Source organism: Anaerovorax sp. IOR16, from assembly GCF_017168145.1.
Lineage (GTDB): Bacteria > Bacillota > Clostridia > Peptostreptococcales > Anaerovoracaceae > IOR16.
Genome location: NZ_JADQTL010000009.1, coordinates 242,260 through 257,483, shown reverse-complemented (window position 1 = coordinate 257,483; position 15,224 = coordinate 242,260). Strand labels below are relative to the sequence as shown.

The 15,224-nt window shown below is 38.3% G+C and carries 16 protein-coding genes and 2 riboswitches; all 16 genes read right to left on the bottom strand.

What is annotated here, in order from left to right:
- Nucleotides 1-10: 10 nt before the first annotated feature.
- Nucleotides 11-667, bottom strand: coding sequence for an L-serine ammonia-lyase, iron-sulfur-dependent subunit beta (gene sdaAB, locus I2490_RS04750; protein WP_209010579.1), 657 nt, complete (start codon nt 665-667; stop codon nt 11-13).
- 116 nt (nt 668-783) lie between these two features.
- On the bottom strand, nt 784-2,229 hold the full coding sequence (gcvPB, locus tag I2490_RS04745) for an aminomethyl-transferring glycine dehydrogenase subunit GcvPB (RefSeq protein WP_206458629.1): 1,446 nt from the start codon (nt 2,227-2,229) through the stop codon (nt 784-786).
- Nucleotides 2,213-3,547: an aminomethyl-transferring glycine dehydrogenase subunit GcvPA gene (gcvPA, locus tag I2490_RS04740; RefSeq protein ID WP_206458628.1), complete on the bottom strand. Its 1,335-nt coding sequence runs from the start codon at nt 3,545-3,547 to the stop codon at nt 2,213-2,215. The genes gcvPB and gcvPA overlap by 17 nt, the downstream gene beginning before the upstream one ends.
- Before the next feature lie 2 nt (nt 3,548-3,549).
- Nucleotides 3,550-3,930 (bottom strand): glycine cleavage system protein GcvH, encoded by a 381-nt coding sequence (gene gcvH / locus I2490_RS04735; RefSeq protein WP_206458627.1) that lies wholly within the window; start codon nt 3,928-3,930, stop codon nt 3,550-3,552.
- Between the two features lie 62 nt (nt 3,931-3,992).
- A complete protein-coding gene (gene gcvT / locus I2490_RS04730) occupies nt 3,993-5,090 on the bottom strand; it encodes a glycine cleavage system aminomethyltransferase GcvT (protein WP_206458626.1) in 1,098 nt (365 codons plus the stop codon).
- A gap of 125 nt (nt 5,091-5,215) precedes the next feature.
- Nucleotides 5,216-5,304, bottom strand: a riboswitch (glycine riboswitch).
- 3 nt (nt 5,305-5,307) lie between these two features.
- A riboswitch (glycine riboswitch) is annotated at nt 5,308-5,396 on the bottom strand.
- A gap of 75 nt (nt 5,397-5,471) precedes the next feature.
- A complete protein-coding gene (locus tag I2490_RS04725; RefSeq protein WP_206458625.1) occupies nt 5,472-6,116 on the bottom strand; it encodes a cyclase family protein in 645 nt (214 codons plus the stop codon).
- Nucleotides 6,113-7,054: a DMT family transporter gene (locus tag I2490_RS04720; protein WP_206458624.1), complete on the bottom strand. Its 942-nt coding sequence runs from the start codon at nt 7,052-7,054 to the stop codon at nt 6,113-6,115. The genes I2490_RS04725 and I2490_RS04720 overlap by 4 nt, the downstream gene beginning before the upstream one ends.
- A gap of 397 nt (nt 7,055-7,451) precedes the next feature.
- Nucleotides 7,452-8,285 carry a Sapep family Mn(2+)-dependent dipeptidase gene (locus tag I2490_RS16860; RefSeq protein WP_330634621.1) on the bottom strand — a complete coding sequence of 278 codons (834 nt, stop codon included), beginning with the start codon at nt 8,283-8,285 and terminating at the stop codon, nt 7,452-7,454.
- Between the two features lie 8 nt (nt 8,286-8,293).
- Nucleotides 8,294-8,953: a Sapep family Mn(2+)-dependent dipeptidase gene (locus I2490_RS16855; RefSeq protein ID WP_206458622.1), complete on the bottom strand. Its 660-nt coding sequence runs from the start codon at nt 8,951-8,953 to the stop codon at nt 8,294-8,296.
- A gap of 13 nt (nt 8,954-8,966) precedes the next feature.
- The gene (locus tag I2490_RS04705) at nt 8,967-10,217 is read right to left on the bottom strand and encodes a CapA family protein (RefSeq protein WP_206458621.1); all 1,251 of its coding nucleotides are present in this window, start codon (nt 10,215-10,217) and stop codon (nt 8,967-8,969) included.
- Between the two features lie 12 nt (nt 10,218-10,229).
- Nucleotides 10,230-10,451, bottom strand: a complete 222-nt coding sequence (locus tag I2490_RS04700; RefSeq protein WP_206459658.1) for a NifU family protein — start codon at nt 10,449-10,451, stop codon at nt 10,230-10,232.
- An 18-nt stretch (nt 10,452-10,469) separates the two neighbouring features.
- Nucleotides 10,470-11,672 carry an ABC transporter substrate-binding protein gene (locus I2490_RS04695; protein WP_206458620.1) on the bottom strand — a complete coding sequence of 401 codons (1,203 nt, stop codon included), beginning with the start codon at nt 11,670-11,672 and terminating at the stop codon, nt 10,470-10,472.
- A gap of 7 nt (nt 11,673-11,679) precedes the next feature.
- Nucleotides 11,680-12,384: an ABC transporter ATP-binding protein gene (locus I2490_RS04690; protein WP_206458619.1), complete on the bottom strand. Its 705-nt coding sequence runs from the start codon at nt 12,382-12,384 to the stop codon at nt 11,680-11,682.
- A gap of 2 nt (nt 12,385-12,386) precedes the next feature.
- A complete protein-coding gene (locus I2490_RS04685) occupies nt 12,387-13,148 on the bottom strand; it encodes an ABC transporter ATP-binding protein (RefSeq protein WP_206458618.1) in 762 nt (253 codons plus the stop codon).
- A 1-nt stretch (nt 13,149) separates the two neighbouring features.
- Complete coding sequence (locus I2490_RS04680) at nt 13,150-14,322, bottom strand: branched-chain amino acid ABC transporter permease (RefSeq protein ID WP_245157089.1); 1,173 nt, start codon at nt 14,320-14,322, stop codon at nt 13,150-13,152.
- Nucleotides 14,323-14,330: 8 nt separating this feature from the next.
- Entirely contained in the window at nt 14,331-15,224 is an 894-nt protein-coding gene (locus I2490_RS04675; protein WP_206458617.1) for a branched-chain amino acid ABC transporter permease, read from the bottom strand.

Here is a 15,224-nt window from a genome sequence, read left to right as displayed (position 1 = left end):
TTAAGGCATTTTAAATTGATTTTACCGAAATAATATTTTCTAATTCCTCTAAGCTTTTAACAACTTCTTGCGGAATAACATCATCAGTTTCAATTACCGTTGATGCAATCTGACCCCTTTCAAGACGCGAGAGCTTCATAATTCCAATGTTAATATTGTTATTTGCAAGAACCGTTGAAATATCACTGACAACGCCTTTACGATCATATTGTCGAATAAGAAGCGTTGGAGATTGTGCAGTCACTTCCGTCTCAAATCCGTCAATGTACCTGATTACTATTTGTCCGCCACCGATAGAAGAACCGATAACCTCACTTTCTATCCCATCTGTCCGGAAAAAAGTCATTTTCACAGAATTTTCATGCATTTCATCCAAGTTGATTTCATAAAAATCAAAGCTAATGCCTTCTTTCTCTGCCAAAGAGAATGCTTGCCGCAATCTTTCATCATCCTCTTTTAGACCTAATGCTCCAGCAACCAAAGCTTTATCTGTCCCATGTCCTTGATAAGTTTTAGCAAATGATCCATGCAATCCGAATGATACATGAGTAAAAGGTACCCCTACAATCTGTCTGGCGATTCGAGCTAACTTTGCAGCGCCAGCCGTGTGTGAACTTGATGGCCCAATCATAATCGGCCCTGCCACTTCAAAAATACTTACATCCAATATTTTTTCTCCTTAATCTGCGCTGTTTCAGCACTTTGCATAAAAAATGAAAGCGTACAAAAATCCAAAAATCCGCGAAGGATGGTCTATTAGCCTTATCCTTCGCGGTTTTTCAATTAAAATTCATATCTTAATTTTGGATGGCGAGCTGCACCCACTTCATCCAAGCGACGAACCGGCGTATTGAGTGGTCTTTGATGCATTCCACTTGGGTCTTCCATCGCTTCTTCATAAACCTTACGTAAGATGCAAACTGCTTGGTCCAATGTATCTTTTGATTCTGTCTCCGTAGGTTCAACCATTAAAGCCTCATGTACAATCAAAGGAAAATACATGGTTGGTGGATGGATACCATAATCGAGCAATGCCTTTGCAATGTCTAAAGCAGATACATCCATTTCTTTTTTGCTCTGCTCCAGAGTCATCACGAATTCATGCATACAGTAGCGGTCAAATGCCATTGGGTATAAGTCGGAGAGACAATGCATGAGATAATTCGCATTTAGCACCGCGTTTTGTGCCGCTTCTCGAATACCCTGCTGACCCAATGACATAATGTAAGTCAATGCTTTTACGACCACTAGGAAGTTTCCATAAAAACTTCGTACTGCACCGATGGACTTTGAAGGTTGATGATTCCATGCCAAAGACCAATCTGTATCCCCCACCTTATCTACGGTAGGCCTTGGAAGAAAAGGTGCCAATATTTCCTTGCAGCCTACCGGACCGCTACCCGGTCCTCCACCACCATGGGGTGTTGAAAATGTCTTGTGTAAGTTTAGATGTACAACATCAAATCCCATATCACCTGGGCGTACAATACCCATGATTGCATTGAGATTTGCACCGTCGTAATAAACTAAACCGCCGGCTTCGTGTACAATTTTAGTGATTTCTAATATATTTTGATCAAAGAGACCCACTGTATTTGGGTTAGTCAGCATTAGTCCTGCTGTATCATCACCGCAAGCCTCTTTCAGTTTTTCAATATCTACACACCCCTGCTCATTCGAAGGAATGTTTACAACAGTAAATCCAGCCATCACAGCACTGGCAGGATTGGTTCCATGTGCCGCATCTGGAACAAGAATCTTTCTTCTCTTTTCTAATTCTCCACGGCTTTTATGATACGCACGTATCAACAGCAATCCCGTAAATTCACCGTGCGCACCTGCGGATGGTTGAAACGTCATAGCATCCATCCCTGTAATCTCACAAAGATAGGTTTCTGCAAGCTGTAATACTTCCAAAGCACCTTGTACTGTATGTTCCGGCTGCAAAGGATGCAAGGATGTAAATCCTTTCAAGGCTGCCATTTCTTCGTTGATTCTGGGGTTGTATTTCATAGTGCAAGAACCAAGCGGATAAAATCCATCGTTAACACCATGTGTACATTTCGCTAATTCTGTATAGTGGCGGCTGATATCTACCTCTGCCATCTGTGGAAGCTTCGGTGCAGTACTTCTTTTAAGAAATACTGGAAATTCCGTAGTTGCTACATCCATTTCGGGAAGTATAGCGCAGCCTCTTCCCTCTTTGCTTTTTTCAAAGATCAACTGCATGTTGCGATACCTCCTTTATAGCCTTTATAAGATAATCAATATCTTCCTTACGGTTCATTTCTGTAACACACCATAGAATTTCATGTTCCGAAAGCGGCAATCCTCCTAAAATATCATATTTTTCAAGCTCTGCAAGGAGCTTATCTGCTGAAATCGGACATGATGTAACAAATTCATGAAAAAATTCACCGGAAAACTTTCGTTCAAATCCTTCAATTTTTAATATTTGTTCTAAAGCATAATGTGCTTTGGAAAAACATTGCTTAGAAACCTCTTCAAGTCCTTTGCTTCCTAAAACCGAAAGGTAAATTGCAGCAGTCATGGCACACAATGCTTGATTGGAGCAAAGATTGCTGGAAGCCTTTTCTCTTCGGATGTGCTGTTCTCTCGCCTGCAGTGTTAATACAAATGCACGTTTCCCATCGACATCTACAGTTTCTCCTACAATACGCCCCGGTAATTTTCGCATAAGATCCTTTTTAGCAGCCATAAATCCCAAATATGGACCTCCAAAAGAGAGAGGAATACCCAAAGGCTGCCCTTCGCCAACTGCAATGTCGGCACCACATTCACCCGGTGTTTTCATTAAACCGAGTGAAATAGGATTCACACTCATAATCAATTTTGCACCCTTATCGTGTGCAATGCTCCCAATTGCTTCAGCATCCTCAAACAAACCATAATAATTAGGTTGCTGCAATAAAACACAGGCTATGGTTTCATTCAATTCATCTTCTAGTGCATTAATATCAGTCTTTCCATCTTTTGAAGCAAGCGAGCGAATCGAAATACCGTTGGCTTCACAATATGTTTCAATGACTTGCAGATTTTTCGGATCTACACAATCAGAAACCAATGCCACAGAACGCTTTCGATCTCTACACATAGCAATGGCTTCCGCAGCAGCCGTTGCTCCATCGTAAACGGAAGCATTTGAAACATCCATCCCTGTCAGCTCACAAATCATCGTTTGAAACTCAAAAATTGACTGTAATAAGCCTTGACTGATTTCAGCTTGATAAGGCGTATAGGCAGTTAAAAATTCTTCTTTCGCCGTAATGTATTTTACTTGAGAAGGAATATAGTGATGATAAGCACCAGCACCACGAAACACATTCGCAAATACATGATTTTTTGCAGCGATCTTCTGCATTGTCCGGCTGACTCCCATTTCACTCAACCCACTCGGCAAATTCAATGGATATTTTAATTTCAATTCGTCAGGAATATGTTCAAATAACGATTCAATCGATTCAACACCACATACCTTTAACATCTCTTTCCGTTCTTCTATCGTAGAAGGAACATAACCAGCCATCGTTATGCCTCCTTTTTTGTAAAGTCTTCATATTCCTCTGCGGAAAGCAAAGCTTCCCGTTGTGTAACTTGTTCTACACGAATGAGCCATGCGTCAAAAGGTTCTTCATTGATTCGTGCAGGATTATCTAATAGATCCTCATTTACTTCGCAGACAATGCCACTTACGGGGCTGTAAACATCGGATACAGCTTTCACTGATTCCACATCACAAAAAGGTGTTTGAACCTCCACTTCATCTCCAGCCTGCGGAAGGTTTACAAATACAATGTCACCCAACGCGTCCTGTGCAAAATCACTGATACCGATTTCTACTTTATCCGTACCGATTTCTTTAACCCACTCATGGGATTTTGAATAATTACGATCACTTCTGAATTCCATTTTACATCCTCCTTTTTTCAACTATTCTGTGCAATTCACACATTTTCATCCTTTACAAATGATTATTTTTTTCGTTCATCTTTTTTATAAAAAGGCAGTTCTACTACCTCAGCGTCTAACATTCGTCCACGTACCTCAACTTGTACACGGGTTCCCGGTTTTGTGTATTCCATATCTAAAAGAGCCATTGCATAAGGTGTTTTTAAAAATGGGCAATGGGTTCCGGAAGTTGTAATCCCAATTTTTGTATCATTGAAAAAAACAACACTCTCTTCTCGTGCAATCCCACGACTTAAAATTTTTAATCCGACACGCTTACGTGTTCTTTCGCCCTTATTTTGCAGCGCCTCTTTTCCTATAAAGTCTCTTTTCTGCATTTTAACCGCAAAATTCAAATCTGCTTCAAATGGTGTAATTTCGTCATTCATTTCATGTCCGTAAAGCGGCATTGCTGCTTCAAAACGCAAGGTATCTCTTGCACCCAATCCACAAGGAATTAAACCATCCTCTTTTCCTGCTTCCAGCAGTTTATTCCATAAATTCGGTGCATCCTCCGCTTGACAATATAGTTCATATCCATCTTCGCCGGTATATCCGGTCTTTGATATCAAAGCATTAATGCCCCCTACATTTATATCTTTTACGAAAGTATAATATTTTTTTGGAAGACTTTCTTCCATGCAGAGTTTTGCTAATATTTTTAAAGATAACGGGCCTTGCAGCGCAACTTGTGCGAGTTCTGAAGAAAGATTTTTAAGAGTTACATCCCCAAAAATATGTTCTCTGATCCAACGTTCATCTTTTTCTACATTCGCTGCATTAATCACGAGTAAATATTGATTTTTTTCCATTCGGTAAACCAATAAATCATCTACAATTCCACCCGATTTATTGCATAAAAGAGTATAACGACATTGCCCATCATTCATATTTGTAAAGTCATTGGTCAAAAGCATTTGCAAATTATCCAAAGCATCCGCTCCAAAAAGTAACAGTTCTCCCATGTGGGAAACATCAAACAATCCTGCTTTTGTTCGAACTGCATTGTGCTCAGCTATGACGCCCGTCTGGTATTGAACCGGAAGCAAAAAGCCTGCAAAGGGTACCATTTTTCCACCACATTCTACATGGCAGTCATATAAAGGAGTTTTTCGTTCCATATTCTTTCCTTTCATTTCATTATTTTTAATATATAAATAACAAATGATATTCTGTACACTTTTTTATTTCACAAAAACATATATTATAAAACAAAAAAAGCGTACTGAAATAAATTTCAATACGCCTCTGTCCACTGACCTGAAAGATTCCCCTTTATTAGGGTTGCTTCTTCGGTGTCCGCCAACATAAAAATGCCATTCGAACTTCCCAGAGTTTCGTCCAGATGCGGTACTTTTGCCTGAGAGTTTTTCGCAATTACACCTTCGGCCTTGCAGACAAGCTGCAATGTCTCCCACATCCTTCATCCGAATATTATATTTAATTTTATCATAATCAAATTCTTCCATACTGTCAATACAAAAGAAAATATAATTTTCATCTTATTTTTCCAAAATACCAATTGCACGGATAGGTGAACCATCTGCTTCCTTCCACTTTAACGGAAGAACTGCAAGTGTAAACAAATTTGTTCCCAATAATTCTAAATTTGTTAAATTTTCAATGATTATCATGCCACTTCCTAGTACTAAATGATGATGTGGTAAATGCTCATCTGAAATCGGTTCAATGGAGATTGCATCCATTCCAATTCCCTTCTTTCCTGTATTTACAAGATATTCCAGAACATCTGTATCAGCAACGGGAAAATCACCATAATACTTATCCGTACCCCAATAATGACTCCATCCCGAAGAAAAGAGAACAAAATCTGCCTCGTCTATTTCTTTCTGTTGTTTTAATATGTATGACATATTAATTCGGTCACCCTCACATAAGTCATGACAATCTACCACAATTGCTTTCCCTACAAATTGGGATACATCAAATGCATCAAGTGTCATCCCATCGGGTTTAATATGTGCCGGAGCATCCATATGTGTACCTGTGTGCGAGAACATGTGCAGTATAGTTTCCTTGAATCCATCTTTTTCATAAGTATTCGCTGGAACCAAATTTGGACCTTCGGTACCCGGATAAACTGGCATGCTTTCTTCAATTACATGAGTCAAATCAACAATTTTCAAGCTATCATTCCTTTCTTTACCGTTTCCTTTAAATTAGGGGTGTCTTTTCTATTTTTTGAAATGTTCATAATTACAATAGAAAATAACACACATGCAATTCCTATAATCTTAATGATCCCAACCTCTTCCCGAAAGAGTAAAAATCCAATCAATGCCGCAACCACAGTTTCTACCGATGCAATAATCGGTACCTTTGATGCCTCTAACCCTTTTGACAATCCTTTCATGTAAAGCAGGTAAGCCCCCGTTGTAGGAATCATGCCATACGCAATGGATACGATAATAAATTTCCAATTTATCATCAACCCTATACTATCCCAAGGATGACTGAAAACTCCCATAGTTAACCATCCAAAGAGAAAACTATAAAAAACAATCGTCATAGGTGGACAATTATCAGATATTTTTTTTGCAAGAATCGTCATCAATCCATATAAGAACCCAGCTGCAACACCAATCAATACCCCATATACCGAGAATTGGACAGTAGAAAAATTCCCACCAGTTACTGTTAATGTACACCCAACAATATTTACAGCTAATGCTGCGAGTTTCTTCCAGCCAATGGTTTCTTTAAAAAAGATCCTTGACATTATACAAACAAAAATAGGAGCTGTATAAAGCAATACCGATGCCGTTGCTACTCCTACATTTCCTACGGCTTCTGTGTAGCAAAGATTAAACCCAGCTTGTGAAAAAACACCCGAAAGAAAACAAAACAATAAACTTTTCTTATTAATTAAAAAAATCTGTCTACCACCCATTATATACATAATGGGTACTAAAAGCAAAAATCCTATAAATAATCGTAAAAATGCAATTAATGAAGACTCTGCACCCAAACCATTAAAAAGATTCACAAATAAACCAATCGTTCCCCATAAACTACCTGAAATAAATATCATACCATAACCAATGCTTTTTTCTTTTTGTATCATCGTTTTTTCCTTATCTTTATCCACAAAACTATATTAGTAATAATAAATGACAACGTGCACTATTATATATAGCAAGGTTCGTGCCATAGGTTTAATTATCCTGGAACTTTAGTATTTGCAATCATTTGAGCAATTTTAAAATATTATTTATTTAAAGCTGCATTGGAATGGAGTTTTACTTGACTTAAAATTTAAGTTACAAACGACTTATGAGCTTACTTTTTAAATTTATTCTATCTTTAATAATGGTTTCAAAAAACAAAATTATAAGTTGTTACCAACTTATAATTTTAAATAATTTTAGAGTTTATTTATTTTAATCAAACATAATCAGTTATTCGGTTATTTATTGTTATAACCATTATCTTTCTTACTTTAAGATCGAGTTTTGTCTAACTTATTTATTATCTATTGATATTTTCTTTGCATTCGTCAATCGAAAGATTGCTTCTGCATAAATCGATGTTGCCTTTTTTAAGGATTCTAGTGAGATGTATTCATTTTTTTGATGCATGCGATCCTCTTCATTTGGAAACATAGATCCATATGCAACCGTATTCGGCATCGAGCGTGCATAAGTCGCACCTCCAATAACAACTGGTTTACTTCTAGTATCACCTGTATACTTTTGATACACTTCCATTAAAGTAGAAATCATAGAATCTTCAGCAGGTCGGTATAACGGCCCTTTATGTTCCAGCTTTATAATGCCTAAGTTATAGGATTCAACGATTTCCTTCATTCCGTCATAAACTTGTTCTTCCGTCACAGTCAACGGATAGCGAACATTGATTAAAAGACGCGCTGCTCCTTCATCGACTTTCACAACTCCAACGTTTAATATTAAATTACCGGAAATATCATCCGATAAGCCGCATCCCAAAGAGTTGCCATCTGTTTCAAACCCAATATGTTTATTATAAAAGTCAATAAAATCACTCACATCTTCATTTGCAAAACCAATCTGTTTTGCAAATGCCATCAAAACTGAAATTGCATTTAATCCCTTCCAAGGAGTTGCTCCATGTGCTGTTTTTCCTGTTGCTTCTATCTCCAAACTTTTCCCTCGTTGCCGAGCGTTTAAATCATATCCCGTTTCTTCTTTAAATGTATGTAATTTTTCCTTGATGGTATCATAGGAATCGCCTCGAACCAACATTTTTGCATGATCTGCAACAACGTTTGCTGCCAGTCCACCACTCATACTACGAAAAGTTAAACCTTTTGAAATTGACTTGTTTATTTTTTTGCCAGTTCAAAAACTAAAAGACCCATCTCACCGTGTATCACAGGAAATTTGGAGTCCGGAGCAAATCCAAAATCAACGGCAGGAACTTTTTTTAAATAATACTCCATACCCTTCCAATTGGTTTCTTCATCCAAACCCAAAATCAAACGCACTTTTTTCTGCGGTTCATAGCCGGCATCCCTAATTGCACGCATTGCAAAATAGGCTGCAATCAACGGCCCTTTATCGTCACTGGTTCCTCTTCCAAACATTTTCCCATCTACAATTTCTCCGGCGTAAGGTTCATATTCCCATCCATCGCTTTCGGGTACAACATCCAAATGTCCTAAAATCCCCATGGTTTCTTTTTCAAATCCAATGACTTCACCTTGCTCACTATACAAAGTACCGCCGAATTCTATGTGACCACCATATTCATCCACGTTTAAACTCTGAAATCCATCGGCATTTGCCTTATCCAGCATATAATGCAATGCATTATGTACACCTGCCCCAAAAGGAAACGCTTCCGTTGCAGGTTCTTCCACACTTTTTATTGCAACCAGTTCTTGCAAAGTTTGAATCATTTCCGCTTCGTTCACTTTTACTCTATGTTGGATCTCAGACAATGCAATCTCATGTTGTTCGCTATTCTGTTTGAGAAAATCCATTCACATACCTCCTTTAATTTGAAAGCAATGCATTTACATCATCCAACGCTTGCTGCGCACGGTTGATATGCCCAGAATTCTTTAAAGATGGATTGTTTACTAAATCTTCATTAAGCGGTACAATGGTATAAACTAATTTTCCTTTGGAAATATACTTATCCACCCATGTCGGCATTACCTCTTGAGCTATCGTTAATATCTGTCCCGTACTTTTCATATAAGAAAGATTTACCGTTGCGATCATACCCTGTTCTGTGTATCGATTATTTAATGTTTCCAATCTCTGATTGGAAATAAAATTTCCCATAGAATAGAAAACCGGTACTTTCTTTCCCGTATTTGGGTTTTCGATGATTTCCATTCCCTGAAGTACATGTGGGTGTGAAGCAAAAACGATATCGACTCCCATATCAGCAGCTCTTCGTGCAATGTTTTGCTGCCAATCATTCGGTGAACGCTGGTATTCTTCACCCCAATGAAAATAACTAATTACAATGTCAGCGCCTTCCTCTCTTGCTTTTTTTATATCATCCGCAAGATGTTGCAGGTCTTCATCTAAAGTATTGTAATTAAAATGATTGATTAATTCTTCCGCTTCTGAATTTAATACGTTTCCATTAATTGATGTCTGGCCATTTTGGCTTGGTGTCTCATAAGTATAAGCCATCACTGCAATTTTAACGTCTTTTGCATTAACTAATGCATATCTGGATTCTCCAGCTTTCCTAGATCCAACCGTAGCAAACCCAGCTTCTCTCAATACATCAATGGTTCGCTGCATTCCTGAAAATCCCGTATCCATCATGTGATTATTTGCGGTTATGGCAACGTCAAATCCAGCATCTTTCAATGCATTCGCTAAGGTTTCCGGTGCACTAAACAATGGATACCCTGAATACGGTTCTCCTCGAAATGTCGTTTCCACGTTACAAAGTGCAACATCAGCACTCTCTATGTATTTTTTTACATATTCAAAGTTGTTTGTAAAATCATAGGAATCTGTTTCTATGTTATATTGTGCTTCCAACTGTGGTTTATGAACCATTACATCACCCACACAAGAAATTTTCAAATCAATGGGCTCTTCTATCATAGGTTCCGGTTCTAATGCAATGTCTAACCCATTATGCGAAAATAGCGGGAATAAAAATACTCCCGCTATGAACATTACTATTCCGATTAACCCTCCAAAAAATATACGTCTTCTTGTACGCATCTGTCTTCTTCTGTTGTTTCTTCTTTTATCCCCCTGCATTGCTGTCATTCCTAACCCTCTTTACACACTTTCAACTGCAGTAATTTCCGGATACTGCTCTTTTAATAAACGTTCAATACCTTGCTTAATCGTCATCTGTGCATGTGGGCAACCTGCACAATGTCCCTGCAATCTTACTTTTACCACATTATCTGCAGTAAGCTCGACAAATTCCACATCACCACCGTCTCTTTGTAAAAACGGTCTAATATTATCTAATGCAGCTATAATTTTTTCTTCCATCATTTTTTCCTTTCTTTCTTACTGTCCCCAAGTAGGTTCAGCTGTATATTTATGCACAAACGCGCCATTTTCAACCGCTTCAATGACAACCGATTTAACCGGATCGCCAGTTAAGTTTAATGAAATACTTCCGGTTGCACCTTGAAATTCTTTGGTTTTAAAAAGCTGGTCGCGAATTGCTTCACCATTAAGCGCCGTTCCTGCATTATTCAATGCATTCACCGCCAATAAATATGCATCAAAACCTAAAGCAACTGCACTTTCAGGTTTTTCTTCTACTCCATATTCTTTTTGATAGGATTCTAAAAAAAGCTGGCTCATCTCTGTCAAAGATGATTCCGCATCAAATAGTGTTGTGAAAGCTGCACCTTCCACTGCTTGTCCACCTTTTTTTAAGAAGTTCTCCGTATCCCATTTATCGGTTCCTACAAAAGTAGCAGTAATCCCTTTTTCCTTTGCTTGTTTTAAAATTGTAATTCCTTCTTCTTCGGTACAAGGCAAGTAAACAATCGGTACGCCAGAGGCTGAAATTGCATCCAATTGTGCCGAATAGTCTGTATCACCTTTTTTAAATTCCAAAGTATTTATAATTGCATTGGGATCACCTGTGAGAGCAACCAATTTATCCGAAAACATTTGAGACATTGCAGAGGCATAATCGTTATCCGTTTGTTTCATAACAATCGCTTGCGTAACGCCTAAGCTTTCATTTACAAACTTCGCCGCTGCATTTCCTTGAAAAGAGTCTACAAAGCATGCCCTGAAATAAAAGTCACTACTGCTGGTTACTAATGGATTTGTACAGGTTGCAGCAATGGCAGGAATTTTTTCTTCTTTAAAAACATCACTTCCAACCAAGCTCAACGCATTTCCATAGCTCCCTAATACCAAAGCCACACGTTTTTCTACCAATTCCTTTGCCGCCGCTTCTGCAGCAAATACATCCGATTTATTATCTGCATAAATCAGTTCCACCTGTTTCCCTAAAGCTTGCGGAAACAATTTATGTGCAAGTTCAATTCCTTTTACTTCCAGTGCTGCCGCTTCTTTATCTGCACCGGATAAAGGCTGATAAACTCCAAAGCGAACCACTTCCTCTGTTTTCTTTGTAAAGAAACCCTGTTGGAAGTTTTCGAAAGTCGCACAGCCACCAAGCAGACTCATTAGTAAGACAACCACACTGCAAAGCAATGCAATCCTTCTCTTTCTCTTTTGTGCCATCCTTTTGTTATTCTCCTAAATATGCTTTTCGAACTCCATCGTTTTGCAACAGTTCTTTTCCCGGCCCGGATAATATAATTTTCCCGGTTTCCATTACATAACCGTAATCCGATATTTCCAAAGCAGCCTTCGCATTTTGCTCAATGAGTAGTACATTTACCCCAACTTGATTGATTTCCTTAATTATATTAAAAATATTTTTTACAATAATCGGAGCCAATCCTAAAGATGGTTCATCCATCATTAACAGCTTAGGCTTACTCATAAGCGAACGAGCCACTGCAAGCATTTGCTGTTCTCCGCCGGAAAGTGTACCCGCCTGCTGCCATTTTCTTTCTTCCAGCCGCGGAAATAAATTATACACCCATTTTTCATCCTTTGCAATCTGCTCTTTATCTTTTCTTACATACGCTCCTAGCATAACATTCTCTGCAACCGTCAAATCCGGAAATACACGACGACCTTCTGGACAAAGAATAATCCCTTCCTTGACCATATCCTTCGTCTTTAAATTTGTAATATCTACCCCATCACATACAATGCTGCCTTCTGTTTTAGGAACAAGACCCATAACTGACTTTAAAGTTGTACTTTTACCAGCGCCATTTGCACCGATCAAAGATATGATTTTGCCATCCGGCACTTCCAAGCTGATACCTCGCAGGGCATGAATTCCACCATAATGTACGTTTAAATTCTCAATTTTTAACATGATTATTCCACCCCCAAGTAAGCATCGATAACTTTTTGATTGCTTTGTATCTCCTTTGGAGTCCCCTCCGCGATGTTAATACCATACTCTAATACATAAATACGGTCACAAATACCCATAACTACCTGCATATGGTGCTCAATCATCAGCACAGAAAGGTCAAATTCATCACGAATTCTTCCAACAAATTGCATCAATTCATCGGATTCCTGCGGATTCATGCCGGCAGCCGGTTCATCCAAAAGAAGAATTTGAGGTTTAGTCGCTAAAGCTCTTGCAATTTCTAGACGGCGCTGCTTCCCATAAGGCAAAGAATACGCCTTTTCATCTTTCACATCCAAAAGACCTACTTTTTCCAATAAATCTAAAGAGCGTTCTTCCATTTCATTTTCTTGGCTTACATAATTCGATGTTCTTAAAACAGAAGAAATCCAATTGCTTTTTAAGCGAAGATGATTCGCTATAATAACATTATCCAAAACGGTCAAATCTTTGAATAAACGAATGTTTTGAAACGTTCTTGCAATACCAAGCTTAGTAATATTATTCGGTTTTTGACCAGTAATATCCCCTTCATTTAAGAAAATTTTTCCCTCAGTGGGTTTATATACGCCTGAAACCATATTAAATGCAGTTGTTTTTCCTGCACCATTCGGACCAATCAAGCCAATAATCTCACCTTTTTCAAGGCGTAAATTCAAATCCTTTACCGCAACAACACCACCAAAACGTATCGTCATATTTTGCGTTCTAAGCAAAGACATATTACTCACATCCTTTCTTAGAATCCGCAGATGCTTCTTTCTTGGATCTATTCAAAGAAAATTCTTTTATTTGAGTTGGAATACTAAGAAACCAATCCCAAGAAAATTCACGTCGTCCCATAATACCCTGCGGTTTAAAAATAACCATTACCATTAATATGATAGAAAATACCACCATACGAACACCAGCAGTTCCAGGTACTTGTACCGGTCCCAGCATCCAAGATGCATCTAAAAATCTTAACAATTCCATAAAAATGGTTACAATAATAGCTGCCAAAACTCCGCCAGTCAAGCTTCCGATGCCACCGATTACAACAATCAAGACAACATTATATGTCATAAGGAATCGGAACATAAGCGGATCGATTGTCTGCATAATGTTTCCCAAAAGCGCACCGCCGATTCCTGCAAAGAAGCTGGCAATGACAAAGGCCAAGAGTTTATGGTGAAACACATCAATTCCCATTGCTTCGGCTGCAATTTCATCTTCTCGAATCGCTTTAAATGCCTTACCATAACTTCCTCGTATCAAGCGTACAAAAAACAATATTGTAATGATAACTGCAATCCAAATGCATGCAGACAAATTTAATACGAGTATACCATGCATGGATTCCGGTAACAATCCAAAAACATCAATCTCCATTTTAGGGAGTCCCTTTAATCCTAAAGAACCATTTGTTATCGTTTGTAAATTTGTTAAAACGATACGAATGATTTCAGCAAATCCTAATGTAGCAATTGCCAAGTAATCATCGTTTAATCGAAGTACCGGCCAGCCAATCAAGAATCCTATGATTGCAGCCAAAATACCGCCAATCAGCATTGCTGGTAAAAATCCCATATGCATTTCACCAAGCCATGGCACAATTGGCTTCAAATAAAAGTTTACTGCTTTTTCTGCCGGTTCCATAGTAAGCAAAGCACAGGTATAGGCACCAATCGCCATAAATCCTGCATGCCCCAAGGAAAATAATCCGACAAATCCATTGATTAAAATCATACTTAAAGATAAAATAACGTAAATTCCACCTAAATTTAATAATCTTAAATGATATTTACTTAAGGTCATATTTGCAATGACTAACAAAACAGCAACCAATACAATAGCAAGCGCCGTCAAAATTTGATTACGTCGGTCATGATTCATCGTTCTTAATGCATTCATCATGGCACCCCCTATACTTTCTCAATCGCTGATTTTCCCATTAAGCCAGTTGGTTTTACAAGCAAAATGACAATCAGTAATACAAATGCAAAAGCATCACGATAGCCGGATAGATCTGGGAAAAAAGCCACGATCATAATTTCAAGGATACCAATTATAAAACCTCCGATTACAGCACCGCGTACATCTCCAATACCGCCAACAACTGCTGCAATAAAACATTTTAAACCAGGCATCAAACCTAACGTTGGAATCAAGGAAGGGTATTTCATTCCCCATAAGATTGCACCGATTGCAGCCATAACCGAACCGATTCCAAAGGTAAAGGTAATGATCGTATTTACATCAATACCCATCAAACGCGCAGCTTCATAATCTTTGGAAACAGCACGCATTGCGGTTCCAACCTTTGTTTTATTAATTATGTAAAATAAAACAGCCAGTGCAATTAAAGTAACAACCGGAATCACGAAAGAAACACGGGCAATACTAATGCCTCCAACCTTGCAAACTTGACTAAAAATCGGGATGTTCGGAAAAGATACCGGAACACCTCCAAACACTAAAATTCCTACATTCTGAATTAAATAAGATGCGCCTATGGCAGACATCATAATCGCAATTCTCGGTGCATTTCTCAGGGGCTTATAAGCTACTCTCTCCAGTAAAACACCAAAAATTGCAGTTATTAAAATCGCCATTGGAAATGCAATATACCAAGGTAGTAGGAAAACGGAAACCGCATAAAAAGCAAAATATGCACCCAGCATAAAAATTTCGCCGTGTGCAAAGTTAATCAGACGTAGGATTCCGTATACCATGGTATAGCCAATGGCAAGCAAAGCATATAAACTTCCCAAAGACACCGCATTTGCCACATTTTGCATAAAAGCGGACAATGTCAT